Consider the following 19,126-nt stretch of genomic DNA (forward strand, 5'->3'; position numbering starts at 1 on the left):
ACCATCACGGCGATACCTTCCATTTCTGCTCGGCCGGCTGCCGCGCCAAATTCGCCGCCGATCCAGCAAAATATCTCGCCAAGGACAGGACACCCGAGCTCGAGATGCCGGCCGGCACGATCTACACCTGCCCGATGCATCCGCAGATCCGCCAGGCCGGGCCCGGCACCTGCCCGCTCTGCGGCATGGCTCTGGAGCCGGAAGTGGCGAGCCTGGAGACCGGCCCCAATCCCGAGCTGGCCGACATGACGCGGCGGTTCTGGATCGGCGGCGCGCTGGCTTTGCCGGCCGTCGTGCTGGAGATGGGCGGCCATCTCGCGGGCCCGCACAACTGGATCGATGCGACGCTGTCGAACTGGATCCAGCTCGTCTTCGCCACGCCCGTGGTGCTGTGGGCCGGCTGGCCGTTCTTCGTCCGCGGCTGGCAGTCGCTGCTGACGCGCAACCTCAACATGTTCACGCTGATCGCGATGGGCACGGGCGTTGCCTATGTCTACAGCCTGATCGGCACCATCGCGCCGCAGATTTTCCCTGCCACCTTCCGCGTCCACGAAGGCGCAGTCGCGGTCTATTTCGAGGCAGCGGCCGTCATCACCGTGCTGGTGCTGCTCGGGCAGGTGCTGGAGCTGCGCGCCCGCGATGCGACATCGGGTGCGATCAAGGCGCTGCTGCAGCTCGCCCCCAAGACCGCGCGCCGCGTCGATACCGACGGCGGCGAGCACGAGGTCGAGATCGACGCGCTTCATGCCGGTGACCGCTTGCGCGTGCGCCCTGGCGAAAAAGTGCCGGTCGACGGCATTATCCTCGAGGGCCGTTCCTCGCTCGACGAGTCGCTCGTCACAGGCGAATCCATGCCGGTGACCAAGGAGACGGGCGCGAAGGTGATCGCGGGCACGCTCAACCAGTCCGGCAGCTTCATCATGCGCGCCGACAAGGTCGGGCGAGAGACGCTGCTGTCGCAGATCGTGCAGATGGTCGCGGACGCGCAACGCTCGCGCGCGCCGATCCAGCGTCTCGCCGACCAGGTCGCGGGCTGGTTCGTGCCGACGGTGATTGCGGTCGCGGTCGCTGCTTTCGCTGCCTGGGCCTGGTTCGGGCCGGAGCCGCGGCTGGCCTTCGGCCTCGTCGCCGCCGTCAGCGTACTGATCATCGCCTGCCCCTGTGCGCTGGGACTCGCGACTCCGATGTCGATCATGGTCGGCGTCGGCCGCGGCGCGCAGGCAGGCGTGCTGATCAAGAATGCCGAGGCGCTGGAGCGGATGGAGAAGATCGACACGCTGGTGGTCGACAAGACCGGGACCCTGACCGAGGGCAAGCCGAAGGTGGTCGCGATCGTGCCGGCGGCCGGCTTTGCGGAAGATGACATCCTCCGCATGGCCGCCAGCGTCGAGCGCGCCAGCGAGCATCCTCTGGCCGACGCGATCATGCGCGCGGCGAAGGAGAAGCAGCTCGCGCTGGGCCAGATCGAGCAATTCGATTCGCCGACCGGCAAGGGCGCCACCGGCAAGGTCGACGGCAAAACCATCGTGCTCGGGAATGCCAAATATTTGACGTCGATCGGCATCGACACTCAAGCGCTCGATAGCGAGGCCGAACGGCTGCGCGGCGATGGCGCGACCGTGATCAACATGGCGGTCGACGGCCGGCTTGCCGGCCTGTTCGCGATCGCCGATCCGGTCAAGGCTTCCACGCCGGAGGCGCTGAAGGCACTGGCGGCCGAAGGCATCAAGGTCATCATGCTGACCGGCGACAACCGCACCACGGCAGAGGCCGTCGCGCGCAGGCTCGGCATCGCCGACGTCGAGGCCGAGGTGCTGCCGGATCAGAAGAGCGCGGTGGTGACAAAGCTGCAGAAGGCCGGCCGCAGCGTCGCGATGGCCGGCGACGGCGTCAACGACGCGCCGGCGCTGGCCGCTGCCGAAGTCGGCATTGCCATGGGCACCGGCACGGACGTGGCGATGGAGAGCGCCGGCGTCACGCTGCTGAAGGGCGATCTCACCGGCATCGTGCGGGCGCGAAAACTGTCGCAGGCGACGATGAGCAACATCCGGCAAAATCTGTTCTTCGCCTTCATCTACAACGCCGCAGGCATTCCGATCGCGGCCGGCATCCTCTATCCGACCTTCGGCGTGCTGCTCTCGCCGATCATCGCCGCTGCCGCGATGGCGCTGTCCTCGGTCAGCGTCGTTGGAAACGCGCTGCGGCTACGGGCAACGCGGCTGTGAGCCTATTGGCGACGACAAAGGTGCGCTTCCTCGCCCCGTTCTTACGGGGCCGGGACGAGCTTCGCTCGCCCTCGGAGAGTTGGGGGGAAGGGCTGTTTCCGCGAATTCACTACAAGAGGACTCGCGGAGAGTCCCCCTCGCCCGGAATCCAAGCTACGCTTGAATTCCGACCTCTGCCCGCAAGCGGGGCGAGGTGAAGAAATAGCCTCACGCCGCCTTCGCCGCGCTCCCACCCGGCAGCCCCGCACGCGCGACGCCGCCGTAGAGCGCTTCGTTGGGCATCTCCTCGCGCAGGATCCTGCGCACCGCGATCAACTTCTCCAGATCGATGCCGGTCGCAAAGCCCTTGCTCTCGCACAGGAACACGAGATCCTCGAACACGACATTGCCGGTCGCACCGGGAGCGAAGGGGCAGCCGCCGAGGCCGCCGAGCGAGCCGTCGAGGATACGCGCGCCTTCGTCGAGCGCCGCGGCCGCGTTCGCAATGCCCATGCCGCGGGTGTCGTGGAGATGGATGCAGATCGGCTTTGACCCTGCAAGCTTCACCGCGGCGCGCGTCAGCTCCGCCACCTGCTTCGGCCCGGCATAGCCGACGGTGTCGGCGATGCCAACGAAATCGACGCCAGCCTCCAGGCATTTGTCGACCAGCCGCAGCACTTCCGCAGGGTCAACCGGCCCGGTAATCGAGCAGCCCAACGCCATCGAGATCGCCGCGTTCACAAGCGGCTTGTGGCTGGTGGCATCGCGCAGCTCGCACAGGCGTTTCAAATTCGCGATCGCGGACTCGCGCGAGCGGTGCGCATTGGCCTGGCTGTGCTCTTCCGTTGCCGACACCACGGAGGCGATTTCGCCGACGCCGGATTCCAGCGCCTCGTTCACGCCGCGTTCGTTGAGCGCAAGTGCGATGCCATGGGCGCCGGGCAATGAAGCGACGGTCGCAACAATGTCGCGAACATCGACGAATTGCGGAAAGGTCTTTGCCGGCAGAAACGAGCCGACCTCGAAATGCCGCACGCCAGCGGCATATTCCTCGCGCACCCAGCGCTGCTTGGCGTCGGTCGACGGAATTTTCTTCACGAGCTGGAGCCCGTCGCGCAGGCCGACTTCGCGCAGGCTGACGCGGTCTGCGGGGTAAATCTCCTGAATCCGGCTCATGCACGCCTCCCTGTTGTTTTTGACGTGGCGTCTTCGTTTTCGGTGTCGATCTCGGCGCGAACGGCCGCCGTGTCGGCGCCGAGCGGCGCGACCTTCAGGCCCTCGCCGATATGGTTGCCGTTCCATTCGATCGGCAGCGCCGGCACCCGGAACGGCTTGCCGTCGGCGGTGACATTGTTGACGAGCCCGCCCGGCCGTAGCACATGCGGATCGGTGAAGAGATCCTCGGGACGGTTGATCGGCGAGAAGCAGATGTTGAGCGCGTCGAGCCTCTGCGACAGTTTTGCCACGTCCCATTGCCTGATGATGTCGGCGACGCGCGGAATGATCCGCCCACGCGCCAGGATGCGATCGGTCGTGGTGCGCAAGGTGGGATCATCGAGGAATTCAGTCAGGCCGAACTCGCGGCAGAAGCTTTGCCAATGGCCTTCTGTGACGACGCCGATGAAGATGCGCTCGCCGCCGGCGGTCTCGAATATGTCGTAGATCGGCCAGGCATGCTCGCGCTCCGGCATCGAGCGCGGCTCGTTGCCGGTCATCTCGTATTCGACCATGTGCTGGGCGACCAGGAAGAGGCAGTTCTCGAACAGGCCGATGCGAATGTCGGCGCCGTCGCGTTGTCCCCCGCGCTTCTGGTAGAGCGCCGCGAGGATCGCGATCACGCCGAACATGCCGCCCATGATGTCATTGGCGGACGAGCCGACACGCTGGGGCTTTTCGCTGGTGCCGGTCATGGCGGCTAGCCCCGCCATCATCTGCACGACCTCGTCAAGTGCGGGGCGGTGCTCGTAGGGACCGGAGAGGAAACCCTTGTGGCCGGCGATGATCAGATCCGGATGGCGGCGACGCAATTCGTCCGCGCCAAGCCCCTGCTTCTCGAGCTGGCCGTCGCGAAAATTCTCGAGGAACACGTCGGCCGTCGCCAGCAGCCGATGCATGGTGTCGCGATCCTCAGGCTTCTCGAAATCCAGCACCACGCTGCGCTTGCCGCGGTTGAACAACGGAAAGAAGGCCGTGCCCATGCCCCCCAGGCTCCGGGTCTTGTCTCCCGCGGGCGGTTCGACCTTGATCACGTCGGCTCCGAGCTGCGCCAGGATCATGCCGCAGGTCGGGCCCATGACCATGTGGGTCATCTCGACCACGCGCACGCCTGCAAGCGGCGATCCGGCTTCGGCCATGCGTCTCTCCCTATCAATCGACCTTCGAAGACTAGGCCTTCACAAGCCTTCTGAAAAATATAATCTGTCGAAGATTGTCTTCGTACTTATAGAACGCTTGATCGCCCATGGATTCGCGCCAGCTCCGCTATTTCATCGCCATCTACGAGCAGCGGAACCTGTCGCGGGCGGCTGATCAGATCAATGTCGCGCAGTCGGCGCTGAGCCATCATATCTCCAACCTGGAGGCGGAATTCGCAACGCCCCTGTTCGAGCGCAAGCCGCGCGGCATGGAACCGACGGCAGCCGGCGAACGGCTCTACGAACACGCTCGCATCATCCTGCGCGCGATGGTGGAGGCCGAGACCGAGGTGCGCGAAGGCGCCCGGGTCATTGCCGGCGACATCTCCATCGGCATGGCCAATTCCGGCGTCAAGGCGATCGGCGTCGAGCTGATGCGCACGGTGCTTGCCAAATATCCCAAGCTCAAGCTGTCGCTCACCGAGAGCCTGTCGGGCGCGACGCTGATGCACCTGATGATCTCCAGCGTCGATCTGGCACTGGTCTACAATCCGCCGTCAGAGAAAGAACTGATTACGGAACCAGTGCTCGAAGAGGAGATGTTCCTCGTCGGCATTCCGAAGCTGGTCGGCAAGGGCAAGACCCCGATCCGCTTCGAGGAGCTGAACCGGCTGCCGCTGATCCTGCTGCGCTATGGCCTCGGCCTGTCCTCGCGTGCGCTGCTCGACGATCCGGTCCTGCTCAAGCGGCTGGAAGGTAGCGCCATCCTGCACGCCAATTCGATCACCGGCATGACCGGCGCGCTGGTGGAAGGGCTCGGCTGCACCATCGCGACAAAACTGTTCGCGCGCGAGGAGCTGGCGGCCGGCCGCCTGGTCGCACGCAAGGTGATCAATCCGAAGCTGACCCGCACACTCTACCTCTGCCGTCTGCGCAACCGCCCGATGACTTACGCCATGGAAGAGATGCGCCGACTGATGCTGGCATTGATCGCCGAGCAGGTGCGTAGCGGCGGCTGGCAGGCGAAGCTGGCGGGATAGCGCCGACCGGCTGTCCTGCCTCTCGTCGCCCGAGTTCGAAAATCTCGAACGCTCCCATCGATATGTTCTTCTGGATTTCCGCTATCGGCCGGCCAACATGACGCGGTCCGGCAGAGTTCACGACAAATGACAGAGATGAGCCGCCGGGAACAGCGCAATCCGCGCGCCACCGGGAGGATATCATGAGCGTCGTCGGCATCGACACGGGCATCGAACTCGGCACCGCATCCGCAGCACCGGACGAGATCTCGCGGCGGCTCGAGATGATGCCGGGGACTTCCTACGTCTGGCGCCTCGTCATCCTGCTGTCGCTCGGCGGCTGTTTCGAGATCTACGATCTGTTCCTCACCGGCTATATCGCACCGGGCCTGAACCGCAGCGGTCTCCTGACCACGACGACGCAGGCCTTCTTCGGCTTCTCCGGCATCGGCGCCTTCGTCGCCGCGACCTTTGCCGGCCTGTTCGTCGGCACCTTCTTCCTCGGCTTCCTCGCCGACCGTTTTGGGCGCCGCGCGATCTTCACCTACGCGTTGCTCGGCTACACCGCGGCCTCCGTGATCATGGCCTGCCAGACCTCCTCGGAGGGCCTGTTGTTGTGGCGCTTCCTCGCCGGCATCGGCATCGGTGTCGAAGTCATCACCATCGATGCCTATATCACCGAGCTGGTGCCGAGCCGGATGCGCGGCCGCGCCTTCGCCGTGAACCAGTCGATCATGTTCATCGCGGTGCCGGTCGTCGCCGCGCTGGCCTGGTGGCTGGTGCCGCTTTCGCCGTTCGGCGTCGACGGCTGGCGCTGGGTGGTGCTCATCGGGGCGGCCGCCAGCATGATCGTCTGGGTGCTCAGGCTGTTCCTGCCCGAAAGCCCGCTCTGGCTGGCGCGCCATGGCCGCGGTGAGGAGGCCTATCGCATCCTGGCAACGCTGGAAGCCGCCGGCGGAAACACGGCAGCGCCGCTCCCTACGCCGTCGTCTGCGCGGCCGGCAGCACGCTCGGTCGCGGAAATCGGCTTCGCCGATCTGTTCCGCCCGCCTTTCCTCTCGCTCGTCGTCCTCTTCATGGCGTTCAACCTCTGCCAGGCCTTCGGCTTCTACGGCTTCGCCAACTGGGTGCCGACGCTGCTGGTCGAGAAGGGCATCAACGTCACCAAGAGCCTGCAATATGCCTTCATCGTCGCCTTCGCCTATCCGATCGCGCCGCTGTTGGCCTCGAGCTTCGCCGACAGGTTCGAACGCCGGTGGATCATCGCGGGAGCGTGCATCGCCATCATCGTCTTCGGCATGGCGTTCGCGCAGCTGACCGAGCCTGTGCTGCTGATCATCTGCGGCGTGCTGCTGACGGCCTGCAACACGACGATGTCCTATGCCTATCATGCCTATCAGACCGAGGTGTTTCCGACCCAGATCCGGGCGCGCGCCTCCGGCCTCGTCTATTCGATGAGCCGGCTGAGCGCGACGTTCTCGGGCTTCGTCGTCGCCTACATGCTGAAGGAAGCCGGCGTCACCGGCGTGTTCACCTTGATCACCGCGGCGATGCTGATCGTGGTGATCGCCATGGCGCTGTTCGGCCCGAACGTGCGCGGCAAGCCGCTGGATCTGGTGTAGCTGAGCTTGTCGTTGCCGGTGCCGCCCATCGTGGTGCCGACGCCATTGAGGAACCTGATAGCCGGTGGCGGGATCGGCATCGCCGTCTCGAACCATACAGCTCGAATGCCGGTTTGGGGCCTCCATCCTTGGAGAGGCTTGCTCCCCAAGCTCCTTTGGATGGGGGACGAGAGTTTCTATGACGCGGTCAGAGTGAGGCTGCCTCCCTTGCCGAACGGGCAACCTGTGTCTACTTCTCGCGGGTGATTTTCCCGAGAGGTACCTCCCATGTTGGATGCCGCCGTCAAGGCGCTGTCGCAAATGATCTCGCCGCCGATGCGCTCGATCCTGTGGCGGTCGATCGGCGTCGCACTGGTGCTGATCATCGTGCTGGCGATCGGCTTGCAGCGGCTACTGAGCTGGTTTGCGACCTATGGCGAGGCCTGGCTGGAGGGCCTGCTCGGTCCGGGCTGGCACTCATCGCTCGAGGTGTTGTCCTGGATCATTTCGATCGCCGCGGGCCTCGGCGTCGTGTTCGGGGCCGTGTTCCTGATGCCCGCGATCACCTCGCTGGTGGCGAGCCTGTTCGTCGACGACGTCGCCGACATCGTCGAGCGCGAGCACTATCCGGCCGAGCGGCCGGGCGTCGCGCTGCCGTTCAGCCAGGCGATCTACGAGGGCGTCAAGACCGCGCTGCTGACGATCCTGGTCTATCTGGTCGCGCTGCCGCTGGTGCTTTTCGCCGGCGCCGGTTTCCTGGTCTTCTTCCTCGCCACGGCCTGGCTGCTCGGCCGCGAATATTTCGAGCTGGCGGCGATGCGGTTTCGCTCGCCGGAGGACGCCAAGGCGATGCGGCGCGACAATGCCGCGACCATCTTCACCGCGGGCCTGTTCATCGCAGCCTTCGTCTCGATCCCGATCCTCAATCTGGCGACGCCGATCTTCGCCATGGCCTTCATGGTCCACATGCACAAGCGGCTCTCAGGCCCGCGACCGGAGCTGATCGAGCCGGCGCGGCAGATGCGGTGACGGACGCTCCCTCTCCCGCTTGCGGGAGAGGGTCGGGGAGAGGGTGTCTCCGCAATGGGACAATCCCCCAGAGGAGAGAACCCTCACCCGGCACTTCGTGCCGACCTCTCCCGCAAGCGGGAGAGGTGACCAACCCCGTCGCACGATCGGACGAGCCAACCATCATCGCATTCAGGCGACCTTCATCCCGCATCTGCGCAACAGCATCCTGGCGAAGCCGAACGGCGCCGGCGTGAACGGGCCGGGCGGGGCACGGGTGACCAGGGCGACGACGCCGAGCGCGGCCATCGCGACCCAGAAGCACAGCCAGAAGCCGTCGATATAGGCGAGCACATTGGCCTCGCGCTGAACCAGGCCCGCGAGCGTGCCGACCGCGCGGGCCTGGGCCGAGCCGGCACCATGGGCCGCAAAATGGTCGGCGAGCTGTTTCAGCATGCGGACCACATCGACGTCGCCGACGCCGAGATTCTGGCCGAGATAGAAGGAATGGATCTGCTCGCGGACGCGCAGCCACGTCCCCATCAATGCCACGCCGATCTCGGCACCACCGAGCCGCATGATCTGGATATAGGCGGCAAACGAGGTGGCGCGGCTCGGATCGGAATTGGACAGCAGCGTGATGATCAGCGGCAGCAAGGTCAGTGATTGCCCAATCGCCTGGAGCAGCACGATGCCGGCGAAATCCTCGCGCGCCCAATCATGGCTGAGCTGCGTGCCCCAGAGATTGGCGGCGGCGAAGCAGGCAAATCCCACGACCACCACCGTGCGCGTATCGAAATGCCGCAGCAGCCAGATCGAGAGCGGCACCAGCACGAACATCGGCAACGCGCCGTAGGTAAGCAGCAGGAGGCCACTCTGCTCCGGCCTGAGCAGGCCGATGGTGGCGAGGAAGTTCGGCACCAGCGACGCATTGGACAGGCTGGTCAGCGTGTAGAGCAGGATCAGGACCAGCCCCAGGCCGATATTGCGCGAGAACAGCACGTTCACATGCGCCCAGGGCTGCCGGACCAGGGACTCGTTGACGAGGAAGCCCGCGACCAGCACCGCGCCGGCAATGATCAACGCCATCACCGTCCCCGACCCCAGCCAGTCCAGCCGGTTGCCCTGGTCGAGCCCGGCATAGATCATCGAGACGCCGGCGCCGAGCAGCAACATGCCGCCCCAATCGGCCTCGCGCAGCAAAGCGCGATTCACCGGCTCGTTCGGCGTGCCCCAATAGACCATCAGGCCCATCAGGGGCGCGATCACGACGCTCTGCCAGTACAGCCATTGCCAGCCAAGATGATCGACATAGAAGCCGACCAGCGAGCTCGAGGTGTCCAGCGCGAAGCCGACGCGGATCGAATAGATTGAGATCGCCGGAAGCCACCAGCGGATCGGCAGATTGCGGAACACGATCATCAGCGTCGCCGGCACGAAGGTGCCGAGCAGGAGGCCATGCACGACGCTGAGCGCGAGCAATGTCGGATAGTCGTGCACGAACGGGATGATCAGCGAGACCGCGGCATAGACGAGACTCGGGATACCGAGCACGCGGCGCAGGCCGAATACGGTGGCAAGCCAGGCCACCGCGGGTGCGATGAAGATCTGCGAGCCGATGCCCGCAGTGGAAAGCCAGGCGCCCTCGTCGAACGAGAGCGAGAACGCGCCGCGCAGGTCCGGCAGGCCTATTGTGGTCAGGCGGCTGTCGAAATTGGCGAGGAACGAGCCGAGCAGTACCGCTGCTACCGCAAACAGCGGCTGCGGCGCGACGCCGCCGCGCGAGAGCGGCCCGCGACTGGAATCGTCATTTTCCGCCATTGCCGGCCTTGGTGTCGATGCTGGTAACGACCGACATGCCCGGCACCAGCCGCGCCAGCAGCGGCTGGTTGTCGTCGAACTGGATGCGCACGGGAATGCGCTGCACGACTTTGGTGAAGTTGCCGGTTGCGTTGTCCGGCGGCAGCAGCGCGACCTGCGCGCCGGTCGCGGGCGCAATGCGCTCGACCCGGCCGCGCAGCTTCTCACGCGGGAAACTGTCGACCGTGATCTCGACCGGCTGGCCCGGTGCAACGTGCGTAAGCTGGGTCTCCTTGTAATTCGCGATCACATAGACCTTCGGCAACGGCACGACGTTGATGAGATTGGTGCCGATGTTGACGTAGTCGCCGGACTGCACCTGCCGCTCGCCGACGACGCCGTCGAACGGCGCGGATATCTTGGTGTAGCCGAGCTTGAGCTTCGCACTCGCCAGCGTCGCCTTGGTCGCTTCGAGATCGGCGGCGCGCTGCTTCCTGGTGCCTTGCAGCACCTCGAGCTGGTGCTGCTGGGCCGCGATCACGGCGCGGCTCGCGCGCACATCGGCCTGCGCTTTGGCATAGCCTGCGACCGCCTGTTCGAAGCGCTGCCGCGTACCGGATTCGGTCTGCGACAGCGATTGCTGACGCTCCTGCTCCTGCCGCGCCTCGACCTCCACAGCTTCGGCCGAGAGCCGCGCCGCTTGCGCCTGCGCGATCGTCGCATATTGCAGCTCGATCTGATTGGCCAGATTGTCGAGCACGGCCTGCGCGGCGGCGACCGCGGCGTCGGACTGCGCGACTTGCGCGTCATAGTCGGCAGGATCGATCTGGATCAGGAGATCGCCGGCCTTGACGCGCTGGAAATCGGTGACTCCGACGGTCAGCACTTCGCCGGAGACCCGACTGGCAAGCCGCGTCAGCTCGGCGCGCACATAGGCGTCGTTGGTGGTCTGGACCGCCGAATTGCCGACCCATTCGTCGAAGCGCTGCGTTGCCAGCGCGACGAAGCCGAGCGCGACGATCACCGCGAACAGCGGAATCGCGAGCCGGCTCCACAGTGAACTCGCCGGTCGCTGCGTTGGCTTCGGTGGCGGCGCCGGTGTAGCAGCAGGCGGCGACGGCGAGATTTGTTCCTGCTGACTCACGCTAGACTCCAAAAACCATTTCCCGAACGCTATTTCAGACCGTCTTTTCCGGCCACTGGCAGAGATCGTTGATCAGGCAAACCTCGCAGCGCGGCTTGCGCGCGATGCAAGTATAGCGGCCATGCAGGATCAGCCAATGATGGGCATGCAGCATGAACTCGGCCGGGATCACCTTTTCGAGACCGAGCTCGACCTCCAGCGGCGTCTTGCCGGGCGCAAGTCCGGTCCGGTTGCCGACGCGGAAGACATGCGTGTCGACCGCCATGGTGTGCTCGCCGAAGGCCATGTTGAGCACGACATTGGCGGTCTTGCGCCCGGCGCCGGGCAGCGACTCGATCCCGGCGCGCGTGCGCGGCACCTCGCCGCCGAACTCGCTGAGCAGCTTCGCCGACAGCGCGATCACGTTCTTCGCCTTGGTGCGGTAGAGGCCGATGGTCTTGATGTACTCGCGCAGGCGTTCCTCGCCGAGGTCGAGCATCTTCTGCGGCGTGTCGGCGATCGCAAACAGCGCGCGCGTCGCCTTGTTGACGCCGGCGTCGGTCGCCTGTGCCGACAGCACCACGGCAACCAGCAGCGTGAAGGGATTGACGTGCTCGAGCTCGCCTTTCGGCTCGGGGTTGGCCTTGCGGAAACGGCTGAAGGCCTCATGGACCTCGGGCGGCGTCCAGGGCTTCATGGCTTTGAGCGACTTCTTCGCGACCGCCTTCGGTTTGGCCGCGACCGGCTTTGCCTTTTTCTTCGGCACGGACGTTTTACGCGGGACCGGCTTGCGGGTGATTTTCGCCATGATCGGGATATACTGAGGGAGGATGAGCACAGGCAACGAAATTGAGCGCGAACGATCCGGAAGCGAGGCTGAGCCTCAGATCTTTTCCGCGCGCCTGACGCCGCACCGCTCGCTGAACCGCACCGGCTTCCTCGCGGTGATGCTGTTCCTGAGCGCCGTCAGCTTCGTCACTGGCCTCGTCTTCCTGATGATGGGCGCGTGGCCGGTGTTCGGCTTCTTCGGCCTGGATGTGCTGGTGATCTGGTGGGCCTTCAAGGACAATTTCCGCGCGGCGCGGGCCAGCGAGGAGATCGTGGTCACGCCATCTGAATTGCGCGTGCGGCGCATCAGCCAGCACGGCCAAACCGTCGAGTGGACCTTCAATCCGCTCTGGGTCCGGCTCGACATGGAAATCGACGAGGATTTTGGCATCGAGCACCTCTATCTGATCTCGCGAGGTCACCAGATCCAGATCGCCCGCTTCCTGGGACCGGACGAAAAGGCAAGTTTTTACAAAGGTTTGGTTGAGGCCTTGAATGCCGCCAGGCGCGGCCCGACCTACAATCCGGTCACCTGATTTGCGGGTCGGAAATCGGGTGGTTTCGGACCCCGCCCTCTCCTACATTTGCAGTCATGATGACACTCGCGATACATGACCAGCGCCTGGCCGGGCCAGGCTCCCAGAACGCCGCGTTGCGCGACTATGATTCCGTGCGCCGGGCGATCGCCTTCATCTCGGAAAACTGGCGCGCACAGCCGACCATCGAGGCGATGGCAGATGCGGCCGGCGTTACCCCGGACGAGTTGCACCATTTGTTCCGCCGCTGGGCCTCGATCACACCGAAGGCCTTCATGCAGGCGCTCACGCTCGACCACGCCAAGGGTCTGCTGCGGGACTCCGCAAGCATCCTGGACGCCGCGCTCGACTCCGGCCTGTCGGGTCCGGGCCGGCTGCACGATCTCTTCGTCACCCATGAGGCGATGTCGCCGGGCGAATGGAAGAACGGCGGCGCGGGGCTGATCTTGCGCTACGGCTTCCATCACTCGCCGTTCGGCACCGCGATCGTGATCGCGACCGATCGCGGACTGTCGGGCCTAGCTTTCGCCGATCCCGGTGAGGAACAGGTGGCACTTGCCGACATGACACGGCGGTGGCGGAACGCAACTTACGTCGAAGATCACGAAGGCACCGCACCGCTGGCGCAGCGCATCTTCGACACAAAATTGTGGCGGCCGGATCAGCCGCTGCGCGTGGTGATGATCGGCACCGATTTCGAGGTGCGAGTGTGGGAGACGCTGCTGAAGATCCCGATGGGCCGCGCGGTGTCCTATTCGGACATCGCCTGCAACATCAACAGCCCGAAAGCCTCACGCGCCGTCGGCGCCGCCGTCGGCAAGAACCCGGTGTCCTTCGTCGTGCCCTGCCACCGCGCGCTCGGCAAGAGCGGCACGCTCACCGGCTACCACTGGGGCATCACCCGCAAGCAGGCGATGCTGGGCTGGGAGGCCGGGCAGCTGGGAATGCAGTAATAGTTGCTGCGCGTAATCTGCCCCACATGGTCGTCCTGGCGAAAGCCAGGACCCATTATCCCAGGAAGATGTTTTGGCGCCGACCTCCAACCACCAGTCATCGAAAATCAACGACGGTGGTTATGGGTCCTGGCTTTCGCCAGAATGACACCGAGTGTTTGGCCGGCTCCGTCGCGCGCGAACGTCTTTAGCCCGCCAGATCCAGCTTCGAGGCCACGGTCGAATCCGCATTGAGCCGGTAGATAATCGGCACACCGGTGGCGAGCTCGCGCTTCAAAATGCCTTCGGGCGAGAGCTTCTCCAGCACCATGATCAGCGCGCGCAACGAATTGCCGTGAGCGGCAACCAATGTGCGCTTGCCGTTGAGCACGCCGGGCAGGATCTCCTGCACGTAATAGGGTAGCGCGCGCGCCAGCGTGTCCTTCAGGCTTTCACCGCCGGGCGGCGGCACGTCGTAGGAGCGGCGCCAGATCAGCACCTGATCCTCGCCCCATTTCTTGCGGGCGTCGTCCTTGTTGAGGCCGGAGAGATCGCCATAGTCGCGCTCGTTCAGCGCGAGGTTCTTCGTCGTCGGCAGGCCCTTCTGGTCGAGCTCGCCGAGAATGAGATCGAGCGTGTGCTGTGCGCGCGTCAACACCGAGGTGTAGGCGACGTCGAACACGAGACCCTGCGCCTTCAGCTTGCGGCCGGCTTCCGAGGCTTCCTTCACGCCGAGTTCGGTGAGGTCAGGATCCTTCCAACCCGTGAACAGGTTCTTCAGATTCCATTCGCTCTGGCCGTGCCGCACCAGCACGAGAAGACGTTCGCTCATTGACTGCTTTCCGTTTCGTTCGTTGTCTAAGCATGATCGTGTCGGAAAATCGCTTCACGCTTTCCCGGATCATGCCTCGTTCAGATATCAGACAGGCCGAGCACGTCGGCCATGGAGTAGTGCCCCGGCTTCTTGCCATGCGCCCAGAGCGCGGCCTTCAGCGCGCCGTGGGCGAACAGCATGCGATCCTCCGCTTGATGCGACAGCGTCAGCCGCTCGAACGGGCCGAGGAAGCTCACGCTGTGATCGCCGGCCGCGGTGCCGCCGCGCAACGACGCAAAGCCGATGTCGCCGGGCTTGCGCGCGCCGGTGATGCCGTCGCGGCCGCGATCTGCATGCTCGTCGAGCGCGATGCCGCGGCCGCTAGCTGCCGCCTGGCCCAGCATCAGTGCCGTGCCCGAGGGCGCGTCGACCTTCATGCGGTGATGGGTTTCGACGATCTCGATGTCGAAGCTCTCGTCGAGCGCCTTGGCAACGCGCTTGACGACGGCGGCGAGCAGATTGACTCCCAGGCTCATATTGCCGGACTGCACCACCACGGCGCGGTTGGTGACGCTCTTGATCACGGCGTTGTCGGAGCCCGACAGGCCGGTCGTTCCGATGACGTGCACGAGGCCGCGCTCGGCGGCGATCGCGACATTGGCGAGCGTCGCCGCGGGCACGGTGAAATCCAGAATGCCGTCGGCGTCCTTCGACAACGCCCAGAGATCGCCGGAGAGCTTGATGCCGTTGGCCGGCAAGCCCGCGAGCACGCCGGCATCCTTGCCGAGCAGCTCCGAGCCCGGCGCCTCCAGCGCGCCCGCCAGCACCGCGCCTTTGCTCTCGGCAATCGCCCGCGTCAGCGCCCGGCCCATCCGGCCGCCGGCTCCAGCAACAATCAAGCGCATGTCGGACATGGTGCGATCCTCTCACGGGCGTTGTAGCGGGGGGATGCAGTTCCGGCAACCAAGGGGGATTGGGAGCAGGCAGGCTTCCACCCTCCCCCGGAGCGCCGGTCGCTTGCGGCCATCCTTCGAGACGCCCGCCTACGGCGGGCCCTCAGGATGAGGTCGGAATCCCTGGCAACAAATTCGACGAGCGCCGATACTGCTTAGCCTCATCCTGAGGAGACCGCGGAGCGGTCGTCCCGAAGGACGAGGCATGCGCGCAGACCCAGCCTCAGCCGTCTGACGGCTGCGGGCCGTCATAGCCCTCGATGATGATGAGGTCGGCGACGGAGTGCGGCTGGCGCACCTTGATGTTGGCCTGGTATTCCGGCGAGTTGTAGCAGGCGATCGCGGTCTCGTAGTCCGGGAATTCGATCACGACGTTGCGGGTGCGGCTGCTGCCTTCGACGGTGGTGAACTTGCCGGCGCGGATGACGAAGCGGCCACTCCATTTCTTGAAGATCGGACCATTGGCGACGGCATAAGGCTTGTAGCCCTCGTCGCTGCTCACGTCGACGCGCCCGATCCAGTAGCCCTTTGCCATTGTTCTTCTCCCTGTGTTGTTGGGTTTCTATTTGAGCATGATCTGATCGGAAAACCGCTGCACACTTTTCCGGATCATGCTCAGAGTGCCCCGGCGATCTCGCTCTGGATCGCCTCCGCGATCGCCTTGGGGTCCGTGGCTTCCACCACCGGCCGCCCGACGACGAGATAGTCCGCGCCGGCGGCAATCGCGCGGCCCGGCGTCATGATGCGTTTCTGGTCGCCGCTTGCAGCGCCTGCCGGCCGGATGCCGGGGGTGACGAGGCTCATCTGGTGGCCGACGATCTTGCGCAAGGCTCCGACTTCCTCGGGCGACGACACCAGCCCGTCGATGCCGAGCACCTGCGCCTGCTGCGCGCGCGCTTCGACGAGCTCGGAGACGCCGAGCCGGAAGCCCGCCGCGTGCAGATCGTCCCCGTTGTAGGACGTCAGAACAGTGACCGCGAGGATCTTCAGGTTCGAGCTGCCGCGACCTTCGACGGCACCCTTCATGGTCTGCGGATAGGCGTGCACGGTGAGGAAGGTCGCGCCGAGCCTTGTGATGCTGTCGACGCCCTGCGCCACGGTGTTGCCGATGTCGTGCAGCTTGAGATCGAGAAAGACCTTCTTGCCCTTGTCCGCGAGCTTGCCGACCAGCGGCAAGCCGCCGGCATAAGCCAGCCGATAGCCGATCTTGTAGAAGGTGACGCTGTCGCCGAGCCGGTTGACCATCGCTTCCGCGGCATCAACACCGGGCAGATCGAGCGCGACGATCAGTCGGTCTTTCGGGGCGATCTCGGCTGGCGTCATGTCACCTCACATCATGCGTTGAGAAACGTCGATCAACTGCCGCACCAGTTCCTTCAACGCGGCGGAATCGCCCTCGTGCTTCAGCCTGTCCATATCGTCATAGGCCTGGTCGGCAAAGGCGAGCGTGAGCTGGTTGGCAATCACATTGGCGTGGCAGGAGGTCAGGATCAGCCGCAGCGCCTGCAGCGCGCGAGCCGCGCCGAGCCGGCTCTGCGAGGCGCCGGCGAGCGCGAAGACGCGGTTGCGGAACACCTCGCCGCGCGGCTCGTGCAGCTCATGCACGCGGCTGACCCAGTCGATCGCGTTCTTCAGCAGCGGCGGCACCGAGGCATTGTATTCGGGCGAGACGATCAGCACACCGTGATGCGCGCCAATCATACGCTTGAGATTGATTGCGTGCTTGGGCACACCGGATTTGGCCTGCAGGTCGCCGTCATAGATCGGCAGCGGAAAATCGGCGAGCGAGATGCGGGTGACGTCGATGCCGGCCTGGTCGAATGCATAGGCGGCGACCGCTGCCAGCTTCGCATTGTGCGAGCCGGTGCGCAGGGAGCCGGGAATGATCAGGATTTTCGGTGCGGACATCCGCTTCCATGCGTTCGGCGAAACGAGCCCGCCACGCAAACAGGAATGCCGGCGGAATTAGTCCTTGCGATACACCCAGACGCGGGCCGGCGGAAGGTTCATCCAGATCCGTTCCGAGGCCTCTGTGGACACGCCGGGCAGCGATTTCGGAATTGGCGGCACCACCGCATAGGTGAACTGGACGAAGGGCGCACCGGGCGCCAGGGCCGTGAAGGCGTCGCGGATGAGCCGCAGCCGCGTCAGCATCGGTTTTGTGACCAGCGGCAGGCCCGAGACGACCGCGGAGGCCGGCGCGCTCAGCACGTTCCACAGCGTATCGCGCAGGCGATAGGCATCGCCCTGCACCACCTTGGCCTGCGGATAGCGGTCGCGCAGCAGGGCGCAGAAGCCCGGATTGTATTCGACGAGCACGAGACGCTTCTGGTCGACGCCGCGCTCGACCAGGGCCGAGGTGATGGCGCCGGTGCCGGGCCCGAGCTCGACCACCGGTGCGTCCGAATTGACATCGACGTAATGGGCCATGGTCCGGGCCAGCAGCTTGCCCGACGGCATCACCGCGCCCATGTGGAGGGGCTTTTCGATCCATGACCGGAGAAAACGCACCTCGTCATCGAGACGGGGCTTCTTCAACGCACGCGCGGACGATGGCAATGGCATGTCGGGACCGGCCGGGACCGCGGGACCGCGGCGTGTCAGAAAATGGTCATAAAGACGTATAGGCCGAAGGCGGCACGGTCAAGACGCGTCAACTCGCGCGATTACCGAAGAAATCCTTGACCTTGGTGAAGAAACCCTCGGATTCCGGCTGGGTGTTCCCGGAGGAGAGTTTTTCGAACTCGGCCAGCAATTCCTGCTGCTTCTTGGTGAGGTTCTGCGGGGTCTCGACCACGACCTGAACGTACATGTCGCCCATCTGGCGCGAGCGCAGCACCGGCATGCCTTTTGATGCAATGCGGAATCGGCGGCTGGACTGGGTGCCCGCGGGGACCTTCACCTTGGTCTTGCCCTTGTCGATGGTCGGCACCTCGAATTCGCCACCAAGCGCCGCCGTTACCATCGAGATCGGCACACGACAATGCAGATCGGCGCCGTCGCGCTGGAAGAACTGGTGCTGGGCCAGCGACAGGAAGATGTAGAGGTCGCCGGGCGGTCCGCCGCGGACCCCGGCCTCGCCTTCGCCGGCGAGCCTGATCCTGGTGCCGTCCTCGACTCCAGGGGGAATGTTGACCGACAGATTCCGCTCGCGGGTGACGCGTCCCTGACCCGAGCAGGACGGGCAGGCGTCCTCGATCATCTGGCCGCGCCCCTGGCAGCCCGGACAGGTGCGCTCCAGCGTGAAGAAGCCCTGCGACTGTCGCACGCGTCCGGCGCCGCCGCAGGTCGAGCAGGTCTTCGGCTTGGTGCCGGCCTTGGCCCCGATGCCCGAACAGGCTTCGCAAGTGACCGAGACCGGGATCTCGATCTGCGCGGTCTTGCCGCCAAAAGCTTCCTCGAGCGTGATTTCCATGTTGTAGCGCAGGTCGGCGCCGCGCTCGCGGCCGCCACGGCCGCCGCGCTGTCCGGCCATGCCGAACAGATCTTCGAAAATGTCGGAAAAGGAGGAGGCGAAGCCCGCACCGAAACCGGCACCACCGCCGCCGCCCTGCTCGAAGGCGGCATGGCCGTAACGGTCATAGGCGGCGCGCTTGTCCTTGTCTTTCAGGACCTCGTAGGCCTCGTTGATTTCCTTGAATTTGACTTCGCTGGTGTCGTCCCCGGGATTGCGGTCGGGGTGAAACTTCATCGCCAGCTTGCGGAACGACGATTTCAGGACGGAATCGTCGGCATCGCGTTCGACTTCGAGGGTTTCGTAATAGCAGCGCTTGGTGGACGTGGACATGATGAGCTCGGTCTATCCGATCGCGATTCAAGTCGGAGCGAAGCAACGTCGCCATGCGACGATATAGGCAGCCTTCCGCCTCGCGGCAGAGGATTGCACGGCAGCATTCAGAATAACGGCTGGGAATTGATCGATGGTAACGGCACCGATTTTATCAGTGCCGATTT

18 protein-coding genes are annotated in these 19,126 nt (G+C 65.0%); 6 read left to right on the forward strand and 12 right to left on the reverse strand.

Annotation, left to right across the window (positions count from 1 at the left end):
* Positions 1 to 2,225: heavy metal translocating P-type ATPase (locus tag AC0L3S_RS31975; RefSeq protein ID WP_473283624.1), on the forward strand; the 2,225-nt coding region annotated here is incomplete at its 5' end.
* Between the two features lie 207 nt (positions 2,226 to 2,432).
* Here AC0L3S_RS31975 and AC0L3S_RS31980 read toward each other — a convergent pair.
* Both AC0L3S_RS31980 and AC0L3S_RS31985 read right to left on the reverse strand, forming a co-directional pair.
* Positions 2,433 to 3,380, reverse strand: a complete 948-nt coding sequence (locus tag AC0L3S_RS31980) for a hydroxymethylglutaryl-CoA lyase (RefSeq protein WP_473283627.1) — start codon at positions 3,378 to 3,380, stop codon at positions 2,433 to 2,435.
* Positions 3,377 to 4,558 (reverse strand): CoA transferase, encoded by a 1,182-nt coding sequence (locus AC0L3S_RS31985; protein WP_473283630.1) that lies wholly within the window; start codon positions 4,556 to 4,558, stop codon positions 3,377 to 3,379. Before AC0L3S_RS31985 ends, AC0L3S_RS31980 begins: the two co-directional genes overlap by 4 nt.
* A gap of 107 nt (positions 4,559 to 4,665) precedes the next feature.
* On the opposite strand from AC0L3S_RS31985, the gene AC0L3S_RS31990 reads away from it, so the two are divergent.
* The 3 genes from AC0L3S_RS31990 to AC0L3S_RS32000 all read left to right on the forward strand — a co-directional run bounded on the left by AC0L3S_RS31990 (position 4,666) and on the right by AC0L3S_RS32000 (position 8,207).
* A complete protein-coding gene (locus AC0L3S_RS31990; RefSeq protein WP_473283633.1) occupies positions 4,666 to 5,598 on the forward strand; it encodes a LysR family transcriptional regulator in 933 nt (310 codons plus the stop codon).
* A gap of 182 nt (positions 5,599 to 5,780) precedes the next feature.
* Positions 5,781 to 7,199: an MFS transporter gene (locus AC0L3S_RS31995; protein ID WP_473283636.1), complete on the forward strand. Its 1,419-nt coding sequence runs from the start codon at positions 5,781 to 5,783 to the stop codon at positions 7,197 to 7,199.
* Between the two features lie 267 nt (positions 7,200 to 7,466).
* Positions 7,467 to 8,207 carry a sulfate transporter family protein gene (locus tag AC0L3S_RS32000; protein WP_473283639.1) on the forward strand — a complete coding sequence of 247 codons (741 nt, stop codon included), beginning with the start codon at positions 7,467 to 7,469 and terminating at the stop codon, positions 8,205 to 8,207.
* A 171-nt stretch (positions 8,208 to 8,378) separates the two neighbouring features.
* Here the strand turns inward: AC0L3S_RS32000 and AC0L3S_RS32005 are convergent, their stop codons facing one another.
* Genes AC0L3S_RS32005 through nth form a run of 3 tightly spaced genes read right to left on the reverse strand, consistent with a single transcriptional unit; the run spans position 8,379 to position 11,917 of the window.
* Positions 8,379 to 10,007: an MFS transporter gene (locus AC0L3S_RS32005; RefSeq protein ID WP_473283642.1), complete on the reverse strand. Its 1,629-nt coding sequence runs from the start codon at positions 10,005 to 10,007 to the stop codon at positions 8,379 to 8,381.
* The gene (locus tag AC0L3S_RS32010; protein ID WP_473283644.1) at positions 9,994 to 11,130 is read right to left on the reverse strand and encodes an HlyD family secretion protein; all 1,137 of its coding nucleotides are present in this window, start codon (positions 11,128 to 11,130) and stop codon (positions 9,994 to 9,996) included. Before AC0L3S_RS32010 ends, AC0L3S_RS32005 begins: the two co-directional genes overlap by 14 nt.
* A 34-nt stretch (positions 11,131 to 11,164) precedes the next feature.
* Positions 11,165 to 11,917 (reverse strand): endonuclease III, encoded by a 753-nt coding sequence (nth, locus tag AC0L3S_RS32015; protein WP_473283647.1) that lies wholly within the window; start codon positions 11,915 to 11,917, stop codon positions 11,165 to 11,167.
* A gap of 22 nt (positions 11,918 to 11,939) precedes the next feature.
* On the opposite strand from nth, the gene AC0L3S_RS32020 reads away from it, so the two are divergent.
* The gene (locus tag AC0L3S_RS32020) at positions 11,940 to 12,473 is read left to right on the forward strand and encodes a DUF2244 domain-containing protein (protein ID WP_473283648.1); all 534 of its coding nucleotides are present in this window, start codon (positions 11,940 to 11,942) and stop codon (positions 12,471 to 12,473) included.
* Positions 12,474 to 12,529: 56 nt separating this feature from the next.
* Positions 12,530 to 13,426, forward strand: a complete 897-nt coding sequence (locus tag AC0L3S_RS32025; protein WP_027514780.1) for a methylated-DNA--[protein]-cysteine S-methyltransferase — start codon at positions 12,530 to 12,532, stop codon at positions 13,424 to 13,426.
* A gap of 187 nt (positions 13,427 to 13,613) precedes the next feature.
* Here AC0L3S_RS32025 and AC0L3S_RS32030 read toward each other — a convergent pair whose 3' ends face one another.
* From AC0L3S_RS32030 to dnaJ, 7 genes are all read right to left on the reverse strand, one after another.
* Entirely contained in the window at positions 13,614 to 14,237 is a 624-nt protein-coding gene (locus AC0L3S_RS32030) for a 2,3-bisphosphoglycerate-dependent phosphoglycerate mutase (RefSeq protein WP_007598504.1), read from the reverse strand.
* 80 nt (positions 14,238 to 14,317) lie between these two features.
* The gene (dapB, locus tag AC0L3S_RS32035) at positions 14,318 to 15,133 is read right to left on the reverse strand and encodes a 4-hydroxy-tetrahydrodipicolinate reductase (RefSeq protein ID WP_473264318.1); all 816 of its coding nucleotides are present in this window, start codon (positions 15,131 to 15,133) and stop codon (positions 14,318 to 14,320) included.
* Positions 15,134 to 15,395: 262 nt separating this feature from the next.
* A complete protein-coding gene (locus tag AC0L3S_RS32040; protein WP_473264317.1) occupies positions 15,396 to 15,707 on the reverse strand; it encodes a DUF1330 domain-containing protein in 312 nt (103 codons plus the stop codon).
* Positions 15,708 to 15,787: 80 nt separating this feature from the next.
* Positions 15,788 to 16,495, reverse strand: a complete 708-nt coding sequence (gene pyrF, locus AC0L3S_RS32045; RefSeq protein WP_473264316.1) for an orotidine-5'-phosphate decarboxylase — start codon at positions 16,493 to 16,495, stop codon at positions 15,788 to 15,790.
* Positions 16,496 to 16,501: 6 nt separating this feature from the next.
* Positions 16,502 to 17,080, reverse strand: a complete 579-nt coding sequence (locus tag AC0L3S_RS32050) for an NADPH-dependent FMN reductase (RefSeq protein WP_473264315.1) — start codon at positions 17,078 to 17,080, stop codon at positions 16,502 to 16,504.
* Between the two features lie 57 nt (positions 17,081 to 17,137).
* The gene (locus tag AC0L3S_RS32055) at positions 17,138 to 17,737 is read right to left on the reverse strand and encodes a class I SAM-dependent methyltransferase (RefSeq protein WP_007598495.1); all 600 of its coding nucleotides are present in this window, start codon (positions 17,735 to 17,737) and stop codon (positions 17,138 to 17,140) included.
* A gap of 88 nt (positions 17,738 to 17,825) precedes the next feature.
* Positions 17,826 to 18,959, reverse strand: coding sequence for a molecular chaperone DnaJ (gene dnaJ / locus AC0L3S_RS32060; protein WP_473283651.1), 1,134 nt, complete (start codon positions 18,957 to 18,959; stop codon positions 17,826 to 17,828).
* Positions 18,960 to 19,126: the final 167 nt, after the last annotated feature.

The sequence above is a fragment of the Bradyrhizobium sp. Ken01 genome (genome assembly GCF_055807355.1).